Origin of the sequence: Amycolatopsis sp. NPDC059021 (assembly GCF_042739895.1) — a bacterium.
Classification (GTDB): Bacteria; Actinomycetota; Actinomycetes; order Mycobacteriales; family Pseudonocardiaceae; genus Amycolatopsis.
In genome coordinates, this window is the sequence record NZ_JBHYIQ010000028.1 from 27,327 (window position 1) to 41,768 (window position 14,442).

15 protein-coding genes and 1 pseudogene are annotated in these 14,442 nt (G+C 70.5%); 10 read left to right on the forward strand and 6 right to left on the reverse strand.

The features are described from left to right. Positions 1 to 220: 220 nt before the first annotated feature. The gene (locus tag ACFWX1_RS18610) at positions 221 to 643 is read left to right on the forward strand and encodes a roadblock/LC7 domain-containing protein (RefSeq protein WP_378328706.1); all 423 of its coding nucleotides are present in this window, start codon (positions 221 to 223) and stop codon (positions 641 to 643) included. Positions 644 to 649: 6 nt separating this feature from the next. Next, positions 650 to 1,417 carry a DUF742 domain-containing protein gene (locus ACFWX1_RS18615; RefSeq protein WP_378388809.1) on the forward strand — a complete coding sequence of 256 codons (768 nt, stop codon included), beginning with the start codon at positions 650 to 652 and terminating at the stop codon, positions 1,415 to 1,417. 383 nt (positions 1,418 to 1,800) lie between these two features. Here ACFWX1_RS18615 and ACFWX1_RS18620 read toward each other — a convergent pair. Beyond that, positions 1,801 to 4,040: pseudogene (locus tag ACFWX1_RS18620) on the reverse strand (helicase-associated domain-containing protein). 95 nt (positions 4,041 to 4,135) lie between these two features. On the opposite strand from ACFWX1_RS18620, the gene ACFWX1_RS18625 reads away from it, so the two are divergent. The 3 genes from ACFWX1_RS18625 (at position 4,136) to ACFWX1_RS18635 (ending at position 7,497) form a co-directional block, all read left to right on the forward strand. Next, the gene (locus tag ACFWX1_RS18625) at positions 4,136 to 4,318 is read left to right on the forward strand and encodes a hypothetical protein (RefSeq protein ID WP_378388811.1); all 183 of its coding nucleotides are present in this window, start codon (positions 4,136 to 4,138) and stop codon (positions 4,316 to 4,318) included. A gap of 101 nt (positions 4,319 to 4,419) precedes the next feature. Then, positions 4,420 to 5,820, forward strand: coding sequence for an NAD-dependent malic enzyme (locus ACFWX1_RS18630; RefSeq protein ID WP_378388813.1), 1,401 nt, complete (start codon positions 4,420 to 4,422; stop codon positions 5,818 to 5,820). 123 nt (positions 5,821 to 5,943) lie between these two features. Then, positions 5,944 to 7,497 (forward strand): alpha/beta hydrolase, encoded by a 1,554-nt coding sequence (locus ACFWX1_RS18635; protein WP_378388815.1) that lies wholly within the window; start codon positions 5,944 to 5,946, stop codon positions 7,495 to 7,497. A gap of 39 nt (positions 7,498 to 7,536) precedes the next feature. Here ACFWX1_RS18635 and ACFWX1_RS18640 read toward each other — a convergent pair whose 3' ends face one another. Both ACFWX1_RS18640 and ACFWX1_RS18645 read right to left on the reverse strand, forming a co-directional pair. Beyond that, on the reverse strand, positions 7,537 to 7,947 hold the full coding sequence (locus tag ACFWX1_RS18640; protein WP_378388817.1) for a PIN domain-containing protein: 411 nt from the start codon (positions 7,945 to 7,947) through the stop codon (positions 7,537 to 7,539). After that, on the reverse strand, positions 7,935 to 8,201 hold the full coding sequence (locus ACFWX1_RS18645; RefSeq protein WP_378388819.1) for a type II toxin-antitoxin system Phd/YefM family antitoxin: 267 nt from the start codon (positions 8,199 to 8,201) through the stop codon (positions 7,935 to 7,937). Before ACFWX1_RS18645 ends, ACFWX1_RS18640 begins: the two co-directional genes overlap by 13 nt. A 94-nt stretch (positions 8,202 to 8,295) precedes the next feature. On the opposite strand from ACFWX1_RS18645, the gene moaC reads away from it, so the two are divergent. Together moaC and ACFWX1_RS18655 are read left to right on the forward strand one after the other, a co-directional pair. Continuing rightward, positions 8,296 to 8,766, forward strand: coding sequence for a cyclic pyranopterin monophosphate synthase MoaC (gene moaC, locus ACFWX1_RS18650; protein ID WP_378388821.1), 471 nt, complete (start codon positions 8,296 to 8,298; stop codon positions 8,764 to 8,766). Then, positions 8,763 to 9,692, forward strand: a complete 930-nt coding sequence (locus ACFWX1_RS18655) for a molybdenum cofactor biosynthesis protein MoaE (protein WP_378388823.1) — start codon at positions 8,763 to 8,765, stop codon at positions 9,690 to 9,692. Before moaC ends, ACFWX1_RS18655 begins: the two co-directional genes overlap by 4 nt. 374 nt (positions 9,693 to 10,066) lie before the next feature. On the opposite strand, the gene ACFWX1_RS18660 is transcribed toward ACFWX1_RS18655, so the two are convergent. From ACFWX1_RS18660 to moaA, 3 genes are all read right to left on the reverse strand, one after another. Further along, the gene (locus ACFWX1_RS18660; protein ID WP_378388825.1) at positions 10,067 to 10,693 is read right to left on the reverse strand and encodes a transglycosylase family protein; all 627 of its coding nucleotides are present in this window, start codon (positions 10,691 to 10,693) and stop codon (positions 10,067 to 10,069) included. 503 nt (positions 10,694 to 11,196) lie between these two features. Further along, entirely contained in the window at positions 11,197 to 11,478 is a 282-nt protein-coding gene (locus tag ACFWX1_RS18665; protein WP_378388827.1) for a MoaD/ThiS family protein, read from the reverse strand. Between the two features lies 1 nt (position 11,479). Continuing rightward, on the reverse strand, positions 11,480 to 12,553 hold the full coding sequence (gene moaA / locus ACFWX1_RS18670; protein WP_378388829.1) for a GTP 3',8-cyclase MoaA: 1,074 nt from the start codon (positions 12,551 to 12,553) through the stop codon (positions 11,480 to 11,482). 111 nt (positions 12,554 to 12,664) lie between these two features. Between moaA and ACFWX1_RS18675 the strand changes: the two genes are divergently transcribed. Genes ACFWX1_RS18675 through modA form a run of 3 tightly spaced genes read left to right on the forward strand, consistent with a single transcriptional unit; the run spans position 12,665 to position 14,405 of the window. Next, positions 12,665 to 13,153 (forward strand): MarR family winged helix-turn-helix transcriptional regulator, encoded by a 489-nt coding sequence (locus ACFWX1_RS18675; protein WP_378388831.1) that lies wholly within the window; start codon positions 12,665 to 12,667, stop codon positions 13,151 to 13,153. A 50-nt stretch (positions 13,154 to 13,203) separates the two neighbouring features. Beyond that, complete coding sequence (locus ACFWX1_RS18680) at positions 13,204 to 13,608, forward strand: molybdopterin-binding protein (RefSeq protein WP_378388833.1); 405 nt, start codon at positions 13,204 to 13,206, stop codon at positions 13,606 to 13,608. After that, the gene (gene modA / locus ACFWX1_RS18685) at positions 13,605 to 14,405 is read left to right on the forward strand and encodes a molybdate ABC transporter substrate-binding protein (RefSeq protein WP_378388835.1); all 801 of its coding nucleotides are present in this window, start codon (positions 13,605 to 13,607) and stop codon (positions 14,403 to 14,405) included. Before ACFWX1_RS18680 ends, modA begins: the two co-directional genes overlap by 4 nt. Positions 14,406 to 14,442 lie beyond the last annotated feature (37 nt).

Here is a 14,442-nt window from a genome sequence, read left to right on the forward strand (position 1 = left end):
TTGTCGTTACCACCATGGAGTGACCCACGGATGCGTGGTTCGGCATGTGTCGGCGCAATCCGCGTCCAGTCGCGCACGTACCGTGCCGAAGACGTCCATAATGACGGACTCGACACTCTTGGCGGGCCGAATACGCTGGGAGCAAGCGTCTTCGGCACGTGTCCGCGGGCGCTTCGCTCGTGATGGGCACAGGCGACCGCGACAACAGCTTGGAGGGGCAGTGACGGCTTCCGGCCAGCAGCAGGGCACTTTCGGCTGGCTCATCACGGATTTCGTGCGCCGGGTACCCGGCGCCGCGCATGCCGTGCTGGTATCGGCCGACGGCCTGCTCCTCGCGCCGTCCGAGGGACTCCCGCAGGAACGCGCCGAGCAGCTCTCCGCGGTGGCCTCCGGGTTGATCAGTCTCACCCAGGGCGCGGCGCGTTGCTTCGAGGCCGGTGGCGTGAACCAGACCGTGGTCGAGATGGAGCGGGGCTACCTGTTCCTGATGTCCGTCGCGGACGGTTCGTCGCTGGCGGTGCTCGCCGCGCCGACGTGCGACATCGGCACGGTGGCCTACGAGATGACCTTGCTCGTGGAGCGGGTCGGCCAGCAGATCACCCCGGAACTGCGCGCGCAGCTGCAGGGCGGCGTACGTGGGTAGCGTGCGATGAGGATCACCGGATTCGAAGACCCGGACACCAGCGGCTGGGAGTCGCTGCACCGGGGCACCGAGCGGGAAGGCATCGACTCACCGAGCCGCTTCGACATGAGCACGCTGGCGATGCGTGTCGTGCCGAAACGCCAGCCGCCCCCGCCACCACCATCGCCGCGGTCGCGGCCCGAGCAGGCGAGGCACGCCGACCCGGACACCCGCGGGTGGGCGTCGGGCACCCTCGAGGTCGAACCGCGCCCGGTGGCCGAACCCGTGCACGCCCCCGACTGGGAGGCCGCGGGCAGGCACTCCGCCGCTCCGGCTCCCGCTACCGCTCCCGCGGAGCCCCTGTGGGATCCGGCCGACGGCTGGCAGGGCGCCCCGGTGCCCGCGCCCGGTCCGCTCGTCGCGGTCCCGCAGCCGGCCGAGGCGCCGGTGGTTTCCTCCGGCTCCCGCGTGCGTCCGTACACGCGAACCGGCGGGCGGACCCACTCCGACCACAACCTCGCTCTCGAAGCGCTGGTTTCCACCAGTGAAGACGGGCGGCGCTACCGCGGCGTGCGGTCCGTCGAACACCGCCGGATCTGCGATCTGTGCCTGGACACGCGCTCCGTCGCGGAGATCGCGGCGCATCTGCGGCTGCCGCTCGGGGTGGTGAAGGTGCTCGTCGGCGACATGTCGGACGTCGGCCTGGTGCTGATCCACCAGACCGAACTGGTGCTGGGCGACCGGTCGTCGCGCGAGTTCATGGAACGCGTCCTCGCCGGACTCCGCGCCCTGTAAGCACTTTCCGGCCCCGATCGCGGGTGGGGGCTGCCATGCCGGGCCTTCCACGCTCGGCCGGGCGACCCGGCCGAGAACGGCGTCAGGCTGGTACTGGGCGCGGGTCATCACCTCGCTGCGGGTGATCTGGCCGTCCACGGCGGCGCTCGCGGCCAGTGCGGGGGCGGTAGCGGTCTGTGCCACTGCGGCAGAGATTTGGCTCAGGCCGGCCAGTGACACGGCGGCCATCGTGGCGGCGATGACCGCCACTGATCTCAGGGGCTTCTTCATGTATCCAGCTCTTCCCAGCTTCGACAGGTGTCGGGGCCTGGTGGCTCCCTTGCTGGGAAAGACTGGGACAGCGGTATTCGAGAAGAATCAAACCCCAGGTCAGCGCCCTTTGATTACTCCTCGACCAGTGCTGCCGAAGTGATGCGGTGCAACGGATATCGCTCGTTGTCCGACCCCTCCAGGACCCCGCTGCCGACGCGGATCGGCCGCACGACCCGCTGGCTCGCCGTGCCCCGCGAGTCGACGAAGCCGATCCAGACTTCGCGACGCTCCAGCGTCGCCCGTGACAACAGCTCCAACGTCGCCGAGGTGTCCGCGCCGCCGCCGACCGGGGCCCGCACGGCGGCGCCGCGACGACGTGCGGAGGCGGCGTCGCCCGCGCGCAGGTTCGACACGATCCGTTCAGCCTGCTCATCGGTCAGCACGGCCTGCTCCCCGGTGCCCCGCCGCGCGGCGCGGGCCTTGGCGGGCAGGCGCCTGCCGCCGTGCCGGAGGTCGAGGACGCGGCCGTCCGGGCCTTCGGCGGCGGGTGCGAAGCCCGCGGCACGCAGGCCGTCGATGACCTCGGCCAGCGGGACCGGGCTGATCAGCACGGTCGGCGCGATCATCCGCAGGTCGAATTCCGCGGCGACCGGGTTCGCCAGCACCTCGGCGAGCAGTGCTTCGTCGTCGCAGCGCAGGAACGACCCGGCGGCCCCGCCCCGCAGGCGGCCGTGCCGCCGGGCGACGTCGTCGACGAGGTAGCTCAGCCCCTGCGGCACCGGGGTCGCCGACTTCGCGCGGAACAGCGCGTGCAGTTCGTCCGCGGTGCGGCCGGTGTCGAGCGCGCGCCGCACCGACGACTCGGTGATCCGGTAGACCGTCGCGTGCCCGGCGGATTCGACGTCGGCGACCGCGGCCATCTCGGCGGCCAGTTCGGGCTCCAGCGGTCCGGGCGCGACGACGGTCAGATCCGCCTGGACCAGCACGTGATCCACCGGCGCGGGCAGCGCGTCGAGGATCTTCTCCACCGCGCGCGGACGGTCTTCGTCGAGCAGGGCCCGTGCCGCGCTGGTCAGCGCGCCGAGGCCGACGAGGCCCAGTGCGGTGGCCTCCGCCATCGTCCAGCGCACGGTCTCGTCGCGCAGCCGCCCGCCCCGGCGCGGGGCGCGCCAGGCCAGTACCGAGACGAGTTCGTCGGTGCTCTTCACCCCGGCGCCCTCGGGCAGCTCTGCCAGCGCGGCGAGCACACGCCGTCGCGCGACCGGCGCGAGCGGGCGCCGCAGTTCCTCCGACAGCGGCGCGATCGGCTTGTCCTTCGCGTCCCGCCCGCCCGCGAGTCCCGGCAGCCTCGGCAGTTCCAGCCATGCCTGGGCCAGCGTGATCCAGCGCTGTGCCGTCGGCGAGGCCAGCCACGAGTCCATGAGCGTCGTCGGTACCCACTCCGGCGTGGCCGCCTCGCTGTCGGCCACCAGCCCGGCACCGACGGCGAGTTCGGCCAGCAGCGTGGCGTGAGCCTCCTCGACCTCCAGATCCTTGGCGAGTTTCCGCAGCTCACGCACGCCGAGACCGCCGGATTTCAGCACCGGCGGCGGCTGCGCGGCCCACGACGTCAGCAACGCCTCGGTGTGCCGGAGCAGCTCCATCGCCTCGCCGGCCGCCGTCTTGTCCACTGTGGACGTCTGATGTGGATGGACCGGCAGGTCCGGTTCGGACAGTGAGGTCTCCGGGAAGACCACGCCGCCGCGAAGAGCCACGCCGAGTTCGCGGGGCAGCTCGACGGTCTGGTCGTCCCGCCGCAGCAGCAGCCCGCGCGCGAGGAGCCGCTGCCCGGGGTTTCCGCGCGTGCCAAGGGGATGTCGAGGCCGGCGTCGCGGGTCCGGCCGATCGGCGGACCCGCCGACAACGTCGTCAGGAGTGCTCGCTCGTCCGCGCCGACGTCCGCGAGCAACGTCTCGATATCGGCTTCCGCCAGTGCGGGCGACGACGCGCCGAGGCCGGCGGGGAAGGGGCCGAGAGCGTCCCGCATCGACGGCGGTACGCGCAACGCGTCATCGGGCCCCCACACGAGCGCACGGGCACGTAGCCGTGCGAGGGCTTCGGGGACGTCGGCTCCGACGAGGTCCGCGATGGCGCTCAGCGGCACCGGCCCGGCGTCGGCGCCCGCGAGCAGGAAGGCGTCCAGGACGGCGAGGGTGAACGTGTCGAGGTCTTCGCAGGCCCGCGCGATCGAGCCGGGGGTGCCCGCGCGCGTGGCGAGCACGGTGGTGTCGGACGGGGGCGGGGTCGACAGATCACGCCGCGAGCGGAGCAGCGCGGTCAGTGCGTCGTCGGACTCCGCACGCAGCCAGTCCGCCAAAGAGGTCGCGGGCATAGACGACCAGGATACCGGGCTGGTGCCGGTCCCCGAGCCGCGCTCAGGCAGACTGTGTACCTGAGGACCGGCCGAGCAAGTTCTTGGAGGGCGTTGTGGCGAAGGGTCAGCAGGGCAAGAGCAAGGGCATCGACCCGACGTGGCCTGCGGAGAACGGCGAGCACCCGGTGACTGAGCTGGCCGCCGACCGGCAGGGCGCGCTGTCGCCGTTCGGTGACACCACGTTCCCGCTCGAGCAGGTGCCCTACCGGCACCCGCGGACGGAGATCAACAAGTAGCGTTGTTACTGGTCAGTCACCCAGCTGGGGCCGCGTGGCGCCGATCACGGGGCTAGGGTTTCCACCGTCCCATTCGGAGTTTCCCAGCGGGGGTAAGTGCCATGCCGGTTCCCGGTCCCGGGTATTCGATCACTGTCCGGGTCGAGGCCCCGGCGTCGTCCACCGCCGCGGGTGATCTGACCACCGCCGTCGGGCGTGTCGGCGGCGTCCTGACGGCGTTCGACGTCGTCGAGTCGCACGCCGACTCGATCGTCGTCGACATCAGCGCCAACGCGCTGTCGGAGAACCACGCGCAGGACATCACGCAGACCCTGGACTCGCTGCCGGGCGTGCGGGTCCGCAAGGTCTCCGACCGGACCTTCCTCATCCACCTCGGCGGCAAGATCGAGGTCACGCCCAAGGTCGCGCTCCGCAACCGTGACGACCTCTCCCGTGCGTACACCCCCGGTGTCGCGCGGGTGTGCCAGGCGATCGCGAACAACCCCGAGGACGCCAGGCGGCTGACCATCAAGCGCAACACCGTCGCCGTGGTCACCGACGGTTCCGCCGTGCTCGGCCTCGGCAACATCGGCCCGGCCGCGGCCCTGCCGGTGATGGAGGGCAAGGCGGCGCTGTTCAAGAAGTTCGCCGACGTCGACGCCTGGCCGGTCTGCCTGGACACCCAGGACACCGAGGAGATCATCAAGATCGTCAAGGCGATCGCGCCGGTGTACGCGGGCATCAACCTCGAGGACATCGCCGCGCCGCGCTGTTTCGAGATCGAGGCGCGGCTGCGCGAGCAGCTCGACATCCCGGTGTTCCACGACGACCAGCACGGCACCGCGATCGTGGTCGTCGCCGCGCTGCGCAACGCGCTGCGCGTGGTCGGCAAGAACATCGAGGACTGCAAGATCGTGGTCAGCGGCGTCGGCGCGGCCGGCTCGGCGATCATCCGCCTGCTGCTGCGCAAGAACCCGGCCGACATCGTCGCCGCCGACATCAACGGCATCGTGCACCCCGACCGCGGCGACCTCGACGACAACCTGGCCTCGATAGCGGCGGAGACGAACAAGCAGCACGCGTCCGGCACGCTGCACGAGGCGCTCGTCGGGGCCGACGTGTTCATCGGCGTCTCGGCGCCCAACCTGTTCGGCGCCCAGCAGGTGGCCACGATGGCCGACGACGCCGTCGTGTTCGCGCTGGCCAACCCGGACCCGGAGGTCGACCCGCTGGAGGCGCAGAAGCACGCCGCCGTCGTCGCCACCGGCCGCAGCGACTTCCCGAACCAGATCAACAACGTGCTGGCGTTCCCCGGCGTGTTCCGCGGCCTGCTCGACGCGCACGCGCACAAGATCGACGACACCATGCTGCTGGCCGCGGCAGACGCGATCGCCGACGTCGTGGACAACGGCAAGCTCAACGCGTCGTTCATCGTGCCCAGCGTGTTCGACAACGCCGTCGCCCCGGCGGTCGCCGACGCGATCAAGAAGGCCGTGCGGGCGGAAGCCGCCGAACGGGCATAGGGAAAACCCTGACACGGAATTCACCACCGCGGGGGATGCCGGATACCTCCGGAGGCGGACGCCCCCGCGGTGCGATGTCCCTAGCCTGATCTCGACGATGTCGTCGATATCAGGGGGTTTGGGATGCGTTCGTCCGTCTCGCGCGGACTCGGCCTGCTGGCCGCCGCGGTCGCCACGACCGCGATCGTCGTACCCGGTACCGCCACCGCGGCCGAAAGCCCGCCGGTGAAGTGGGGCCCGTGCCCGAGTGACGTCTCTGCCGTCGCGCCGCCGCAGTTCCAGTGCGGCACGCTCGACGTCCCGCTCGACTACCGGAAACCGGACGGGAAGAAGATCCAGGTCGCCGTTTCGCGCCTGGCCAGTACGAAACCCGCGCAGCGCCGCGGAGTCCTGCTGATGAACCCCGGCGGCCCCGGTGGGCCGGGCCTGAACATGCCGTTGCAGCTGCTGCAACTCGGCCTGCCCGCCAGCGTCGCCGACAGTTACGACCTGATCGGCTTCGATCCGCGGGGTGTCGGCCACAGCACGCCGGTGACCTGCGACCTGAAGACGCTGCAGAGCAACGTGCCGCCGTATGCGCGTGACGCGGCCGACGTCGCGAAGCGCGCCACGGCGGTGGAGGGCGTCGCGAAGAAGTGCGCCACCTCGAAGACGGCGTCGATCCTGCCCTACATCACCACGGCGAACACCGCCCGCGACATGGACGCCATCCGGGCCGCGCTGGGTGAGAAGAAGATCTCGTACTACGGCATTTCCTACGGCAGCTACCTCGGTTCGGTGTTTTCGACGCTGTTCCCGCAGCGGACCGACCGGATCGTGCTCGACAGCGTCGTCGGCCCCGGCGGCCTCGATGTGACCGGCTCGCGCCGGTTCGGCCAGGGTTTCCAGGACCGCTTCCCGGACTTCGCGAAATGGGCCGCCGCGCGCAACGACAGCTACGGGCTCGGCAAGACGCCGCAGCAGGTGACCGCGAACTACTTCGCGCTGGCCGAGCGGCTCGACAAGACTCCGGTGGGTGCCATCGACGGTTCCGCGTTCCGCGCCGGGGTGCTCGGCGCGCTGTACGACACCACGTCGTTCCCGAAGCTGGCGCAGCAGTGGCAGGCGCTGGCCCGCGGGGCCACGCCGGCCGCCGAGGCCGCGGCGCCGCCGCCGGAGGTCCTCGAGAACGTGCTTTCCGCGCAGTTGCACGTGGCCTGCAACGACAACGCCTGGCCGCGCTCGGTGGAGACCTATCAGCACAACGTCGCCGTCGACCGGGAGCGGTACCCGATGTTCGGCGCGGCGGCGGCCAACATCTGGGCGTGCGCGTTCTGGCCGTCGCAGCCGCTCGAACCGCCGGTGAAGATCGGCGACCGCGGTCCGTCGAACATCCTGGTCGTGCAGAACCTGCGTGATCCGGCGACTCCGCTCGTCGGGGCGCGGGAGACCCGCCGCGCGCTGGGCGACCGGGCCCGGATGGTGACCGTCGACCAGGGCGGGCACGGCGTGTACGTATTCGCGCCGAACGCCTGCGGCAACAACGCCGTCAACCGGTTCCTGGTGGACGGGCAGCGTCCGGCGCATGACACCGCCTGCGGTGCCGACACCGGGAACGCGTTCAGCGAGCTGTCACCCGAGCAGCAGCGCCAGCGTGAGCAGGTGCTGGACGAGCGGCGGGCACTGCCGGTCGCCTGAGGTCGTGCCCAGCCGGTGAATCCTGGGCTTGCGCGGGATTCACCGGCTGCGCTCGAGCAGCCGCACCTCGACATCGGGGAGTTCGTCGAAGCGTGCGCGGGCGTCGGTGGTCACCAGCACCCTGCCGGTGGCGCGCGCCGTCGCGGCGATCATCAGATCGTGAGCACCTCGGCTTTGTCCGGTGCGTTGGAGGTGCGCGACGAGTTCGGCGTGGTGATCAACGATCTCGATGGTGTACTCGACGGTCGGTGTGACAGCCAGGATCTCGTCCAGGTAGGCCGTGTGTGCCGCGCGGCGGGCCGGATTCGGGTCGAGCAGCAGGCCGACGCGGTACTCCGCGATCGCCACAGCGGGTACGGCGACGTCGTCCTCACTACCGATGGCATCGGACGGCAGCCGTTGCCGGGCTGCCTCGATGAGCACGCCCGTGTCGAGAATCAATCGTGCCACGGGTCGCTGTCCCCCTCGGCGGACGCCGTTTCGCGAACCTTGGCGACGTTGTCCGCGAAGGTGTCGTCCGTGCTCAGCTTGCCACCCCAGCGGTGGAACACCGCGCACACCGCGGCACCGTTCGCGCGCGGTGCGGGGACGATGAGCGCCACTCGGCGTCCATTGCGCGTGACCACGATCGTTTCGCCGTTCTCCGCGTCGTCGAGTACAGAGGAGAACGACCTGGAGGCCTCGGAGGCGGTGAGCTCTCGCATGGAATCAGATTATCAGATAATGACCCTCTGATACAGTGGGGTATCCAGGTTGGCTGCGCGGGCCCTGTCAGTGCGAGGCGCTAGCCTCCTGCAGGTGAGTGAACTGAGCCATGTCGACGAGACCGGAGCCGCCCGGATGGTCGACGTCTCCGGCAAGACGGCCACGGCGCGCACCGCGCTCGCCGCCGGGACCGTGCGCACGACGGCCGAGGTGCTGGGCCTGCTGGCCTCGAACGGCCTGCCCAAGGGCGACGCGCTGGCGACCGCGCGGATCGCCGGGATCATGGGCGCTAAGAAGGTGCCCGACCTGATCCCGTTGTGCCACCAGATCGCGTTGTCCGGGGTCAAGGTGGAGTTCGAGCTGGCCGAGGCCGCCGTGCACATCAGCGCGACCGCGAAGACCACCGACCGCACCGGCGTCGAGATGGAGGCGCTGACCGCGGTCGCCGTCGCCGGGCTCACCCTGCACGACATGATCAAGGCCGTCGACCCGGCCGCGACGCTCGACGACGTCCGGTTGCTGCGCAAGGACGGCGGCAAGACCGGGATCTGGGAGCGGCCATGACGTCTTCTCGCACTGCTCGCGTCATCGTGGCCTCGAACCGCGCCGCGAAGGGGATCTACGAGGACAAGACGGGCCCCGTCATCGCCCGCTGGCTCACCGATCGCGGCTACGACGTTCCGGCGCCGGTGGTGGTCGAGGACGGCGAGCCGGTCGGGGTCGCGCTGCGGGCTGCCGTGGCGGACGGCGTCGCGGTCGTCATCTCGACGGGCGGCACCGGGATCTCGCCGACCGACCGCACCCCGGACGTGACCCGAGGGGTCCTGGACTACGAGCTGCCGGGCGTCGCGGACGCGATCCGGGCCGCCGGACTGCCGAAGGTGCCGACCGCGGTGCTTTCGCGCGGCGTCGCCGGGGTCGCGGGGCGGACGCTGGTGGTGAACCTGCCGGGGTCCAGCGGCGGCGTGAAGGACGGTCTCGGCGTGCTCGACGGCGTCCTTGACCACGCCGTGGACCAGCTGGCAGGCGGTGATCACCCGCGCGCGGCGCCGAAGGGCACCGTCGCCGTCCGGGTGGCTCGGGCGATCGTGACCGAGACGCCGCTTTCCGTCGAGGAACACGCCCGGCTCGTCGAGGACGACGCCGCGGGAGCCGTGGTGACCTTCGGCGGGGTGGTCCGGGACCACGACGGCGGCCGTTCGGTGCGGGATCTGGTCTACGAGGGCCACCCGAGCGCCTCGGACGTCCTCGCCTCGGTCGTCGCGGAACTCGCGGCGGGCTGGACGGGGGTGCGGGCGGTGGCGGTGAGCCATCGCGTCGGGCCGCTGACGATCGGCGACGTCGCGCTGGCGTGCGCGGTGGCGGCCGAACACCGGGGGCAGGCGTTCGCCGCGTGCTCGGCGCTGGTGGACGAGCTCAAGGCCCGGTTGCCGATCTGGAAGCACCAGCATTTCACCGACGGCACCGACGAGTGGGTCAATTCGCCCTGAGCGGCGCTGTCCGCCGGCAAGGCCACCTCATGGGCTTCCGACGCCCGCGAGGTGGCCTTGACGGCTTTGTGCCGTTCCTGGGGCGTCGCGGGGGAGCAAGGGACCTTTGCTATCGCTCGGACCGGACGCCGGAAAGGCTCAAGGACATCAATGGCCACTTGAGTCACAACAACCTCGGATGTAACACCAAGCGCTTTTGATTCGGCGCGGCGCCATCGGTGCCGGAGGTGGATACGCGAAGGTGCCCGCGGCCGGAAGAAGGCCGCGGGCACCGCGCGGGAACAGCCAGGACCCCACCGCCGGGGGAATTCGCGGTGGGGTCCTGGGCAAAGTACGGCGAAGCCGCCGGACTCAAGCCTTCAAGCAGGCTCGGGTCACTTGGTGGCGAGCTTCTGGCCGACCACGATGAAGTCGGGGTTCGGCACGTACTGCTTGTTCAGTTCCTGCAGCTTCTGGTAGCCGCCCTGGACGTTGAACTGCTGGGCGATCTTGGAGAGCGTGTCGCCCGCGGCGACGGTGTAGTCACCGGCCGGGTTCGAGCTGGCCACCTGGGTCACCGGGGCGGCGGACTGGACCGGCGCCGGGGTGCTCTTCTTCGGGGTGACCTTCTGCGGGGTGCTCTGCTTGGGGGTCACGGACTTGGCGGTCGTGCCGCCGGCACCCTTGGCGCCACAGACCGGCCAGGCGCCGATGCCCTGGCCCTGCAGGACGCGCTCGGCCACGGCGATCTGCTGCTCACGCGAAGCGTTCTGCGGGCTGCCGGTGCCGCCGTAGGCCTTCCAGGTGCTCGGGGTGAACTGCAGACCGCCGGAGAAGCCGTTGCCGGTGTTGGTGCTCCAGTTGCCACCGCTCTCGCACTGCGCGATGGCGTCCCAGTTGGTCGCCGACGCGGGGGTCGCGGCGATCGCGATGGGGGCGCCGACCGCGATGCCCGCGACAGCGACGCGGGCGATGTGGCGGGTAGCGGCGGACATCTTGCGGTGCTTGCCTCGGTAAGACATTTGAGTACTTCTCGTTTCCTGCGCCTACGAGACTGAGCTGAGGGTCAGGCCTGGGTTCGGCCTGTCCGTCCGTTGCCGGCCGGCTGACCTCGACTCCGCACGACGCGTCGTCTCGGTCCCCTCGTCCCTGTCCGGAATGCTTTCGCTCGGGGTATGGGTCCGGGGATCCGTCGGACAGGGCTAGGCGCTACGGATTCCCGGTCTTGCGTGGTCGGTCGGGGCCAACCGAAAAGCGACGGTACGTAACGAGAGCCGTGATCGGAAATTATTCGGGGTGTGACCTACGTCACAGTAACAGCACGGAACCCAGTGCGATTCGGCTGTTTTCCCTGTTCAGGCCACCGTTATCTGCCCGTTTCCTAGTCGAGATAAAACACAGATCGTGAGGTCTGCATCACGTGTTTCGCGGAGCGATTGGCCCATTCGTGCGCGTGGCGAACGAAATAGCCGCGCACCTTATCGATCTTGGGGTCGCTAGGCCAGTCCACTGAATGACAAGCGTGTCAGCCACCCGCGAACGGGGGGAGTACATCGAGCCGGTCACTGTCACACAGGGTGCGGCCCGTGTCCCGGACGGCGACCTCGTTCAGCAGGAGGCTCGCCGCGTCGAGGATGCGGCCGAGCGCGCCGGGGTGCAGTTCGCGCAACTGCCGGACGGCGTCGGCCACGGTGGCGCCACCGGGCAGCCGCACCTTCTCCTCTTCCACGCCCGCCGCGGCCCTCGCCGAGGCGAAGTAGCGCACGAGCACCGACACCGGCGAGCCCTCAGCCGTCGTCTCAGTCATCTCAACCGCCGATCGCGCTCATCGGCCGGATCGGCTGCGCGAACCCGGCCTCGTTGATTTCGTGCCCGGCGAGCTTGCCCCACATCGTGCGCCGCCAGGCGTCGGCCACCTCTTCGTCGCGCGCGCCCGCGCGCACGAGCGCGCGTAGGTCGGTCTCGTCGTTGCTGAACAGGCAGGACCGGACCTGGCCGTCCGCGGTCAGCCGGGTGCGCTCGCAGGCGGAGCAGAATGGCCGGGTGACCGACGCGATCACCCCGACGTCGCCGGGGCCGCCGTCGACCAGCCAGCGTTCGGCGGGGGCACCGCCGCGCGCGGTGGGGAACGGCGAGAGCTCGAACTCCGCGCGGAGCATGCCGAGGATCTCCTCGGCGGTGATCATGTCGCCCCGGTTCCAGCCGTGCTGGGCGTCCAGCGGCATCTGCTCGATGAACCGGAGGTGATAGCCCTCGGCGAGGCTGAACCGCAGCAGCGGCACCGCTTCGTGCTCATTGAGCCCGCGCATCAGCACCGCGTTGATCTTGACCGGCGACAGGCCGGCGTCGCGGGCGGCGGCGAGACCGTCCAATACGTGGGAAAGCCGGTCGCGCCGGGTGATCCGGACGAACGTCTCGGGGTCGACGCTGTCGAGCGAGACGTTGATCCGGTCCAAACCGGACGCGGCGAGCGCGGCGGCCCGCTTCGCGAGGCCGATTCCGTTGGTGGTCATGGACAATCGCGGCCGCGGCTCGAGGGCGGCGATTCGCGCGACGAGGTCTTCCAGGCCGGGCCGCAGCAGCGGTTCCCCGCCGGTGAGCCGGATGTCGGTGACGCCGAGCCGCTCGACGGCGACCCGCAGCAGGCGCAGCAGTTCGTCGTCGGTCAGCACCTGCTCGCCGGGCATCCAGTCGAGCCCCTCGGCGGGCATGCAGTAGGTGCAGCGCAGATTGCACCGGTCGGTCAGCGACACCCGGAGATCGGTGGCGACGCGGCCGAACGTGTCGATGAGTTCCGGCGTGTCGGGACGGGGTTTCGTGGGCGCGCCGGACGCACCTCGTGTACTGGGGACGCGAGGAAACCCGAGATCCACTGCTGTCATTGGCTCCAGCCTAACTCGGGTCTGTGACGAGTCCGACTCGTTAGACTGTTTCATGAAGTGAGCCGCTCAGTGGCCGAACGACCCGCGGCACAGCGGTGAAAGGGTTGCGTGATGTCGAGCACCACAGGAAAGACGTATCCCGTCACCGCCGACGAACTCGCCAGGTTCGCGCAGCTGGGCCGGGAGGGCAGCACGCTGGCCGTCATCCGGCACGCCAGGATCGCCGACCAGATGGGCCTGGCGTCCAGCGATCACAAGGCGCTCGACCTGGTCAGCCAGGCCGAAGGCCCGCTGACCGCCGGCCGGATCGCCGAGCTCACCGGGCTTTCCACCGGTGCGGTCACCGGCGTCATCGACCGGCTGGAGAAGGCGGGGCTGGTCCGGCGCGTGCGGGACCGGGAGGACCGCCGCAAGGTCCTCGTCGAGGTGGTGCCGAACGCCATGGCCAAGTTCGCGCCGCTGTTCGAGTCGGCGGCGGACGCGATGGAGCGGGTCCTGGCCGGGTTCTCACCCGAGGAACGGAAAGTGGTGGAACGCTTTCAGAACGCGATGCTCGACGAGGTACGTGCCGACATCCTGGACAATTCCCGTCCCGCGTAATTCCCCACCCGCCATGGCTATTCCGCAGATGCGGCGTTAATGTCCCTGCCATGCCGCAATTCCGGCTGTCCGAGGCAGCCAAACTCCTCGGCGTCAGCGACGACACCGTCCGCCGCTGGGTACGCGCCGGCCAGCTGACCGCCACCGACGACGCCGCCGGGCGGAAGGTCGTCGACGGCGCCCAGCTCGCCGCCTTCGCGCGCGCTCAGGCGTCCGGGCCCGACGATCCCTCCGACGTCGGCCGCTCGGCGCGCAACCGCTTCGTCGGGCTGGTCACCGAGGTCATCGTCGACAAGGTGATGTCGCAGGTGGAACTGCAGTGCGGCGCGCATCGCGTGGTGTCGCTGATGAGCACCGAGGCCGTCCGCGAGCTGGGGCTGCGCCCGGGTGTGCTCGCGGTCGCCGTCGTCAAGGCCACCACCGTCGTGGTCGAAACCCCGGAAGGAAACCGATGAAGCTCACCGGCGCCCCCACCGTTGTCGCGGTCGCCGTCGTCGTCGCACTGGCCGCCACCGCGTGCAGCAGTTCCGACAAGGCCAGCTCCGACCCCGGGAGCCAGGCCCCGGCACCCGCGCCGGGCGGCACGCTCACGGTGTTCGCGGCGGCCTCGCTGACCGAGTCCTTCGGCGTGCTCGGCAAGCAGTTCGAGGCCAAGCACCCCGGCGTGACCGTGAAGTTCGACTTCGAGGGTTCGTCCGCGCTGGTCCAGAAGCTCACCAACGGCGCGAAGGCCGACGTCTTCGCCTCCGCCGACCAGGCCAATATGGACAAGGCCACCCAGGCGCGGGTGATCGACGGCTCGCCCGCGGTGTTCGCCACGAACAAGCTGACCATCGCCGTGGGCAAGGGCGATCCGAAGGGGATCAAGGCGTTCGCCGATCTCGCCAAGGGCGGCACGACCGTCGTCGTGTGCGCTCCGCAGGTGCCGTGTGGCGCGGCCACGAAGAAGATCGAGCAGAGCACCGGCGTCGCGCTCAAGCCCGCGAGCGAGGAGCAGGACGTCAAACAGGTGCTGGCGAAGGTGTCCTCCGGTGACGCCGACGCCGGGCTCGTCTACGTCACCGACGCGACGTCGGCGGCGGCGAAGGTGGACAAGGTCGACTTCCCCGAGGCCGCCGGGGCGATCAACAACTATCCGATCGGCGTCGTCAAGGGCGCGCCGCAGGCCGCGCTGGCCAAGGAGTTCGCCGAGTTCGTACGCGGGCCGGAGGGGAAGGCCGAGCTGGGCAAGGTCGGCTTTGGCGCTCCGTGACCGACGTGCCGTTAAGGCCACCTTACGGGCGTCGGAC

Excerpts from the sequence above, each read along its gene's own strand:
- ACFWX1_RS18615 (WP_378388809.1), top strand. The coding sequence starts at position 650 with ATGAGGATCACCGGATTCGAAGACCCGGACACCAGCGGCTGGGAGTCG.
- ACFWX1_RS18630 (WP_378388813.1), top strand. The coding sequence starts at position 4,420 with ATGCCGGTTCCCGGTCCCGGGTATTCGATCACTGTCCGGGTCGAGGCC.
- ACFWX1_RS18635 (WP_378388815.1), top strand. The coding sequence starts at position 5,944 with ATGCGTTCGTCCGTCTCGCGCGGACTCGGCCTGCTGGCCGCCGCGGTC.
- ACFWX1_RS18645 (WP_378388819.1), bottom strand. The coding sequence starts at position 8,201 with ATGCGAGAGCTCACCGCCTCCGAGGCCTCCAGGTCGTTCTCCTCTGTA.
- ACFWX1_RS18655 (WP_378388823.1), top strand. The coding sequence starts at position 8,763 with ATGACGTCTTCTCGCACTGCTCGCGTCATCGTGGCCTCGAACCGCGCC.
- ACFWX1_RS18660 (WP_378388825.1), bottom strand. The coding sequence starts at position 10,693 with ATGTCTTACCGAGGCAAGCACCGCAAGATGTCCGCCGCTACCCGCCAC.
- ACFWX1_RS18665 (WP_378388827.1), bottom strand. The coding sequence starts at position 11,478 with ATGACTGAGACGACGGCTGAGGGCTCGCCGGTGTCGGTGCTCGTGCGC.
- moaA (WP_378388829.1), bottom strand. The coding sequence starts at position 12,553 with ATGACAGCAGTGGATCTCGGGTTTCCTCGCGTCCCCAGTACACGAGGT.
- ACFWX1_RS18675 (WP_378388831.1), top strand. The coding sequence starts at position 12,665 with ATGTCGAGCACCACAGGAAAGACGTATCCCGTCACCGCCGACGAACTC.
- ACFWX1_RS18680 (WP_378388833.1), top strand. The coding sequence starts at position 13,204 with ATGCCGCAATTCCGGCTGTCCGAGGCAGCCAAACTCCTCGGCGTCAGC.
- modA (WP_378388835.1), top strand. The coding sequence starts at position 13,605 with ATGAAGCTCACCGGCGCCCCCACCGTTGTCGCGGTCGCCGTCGTCGTC.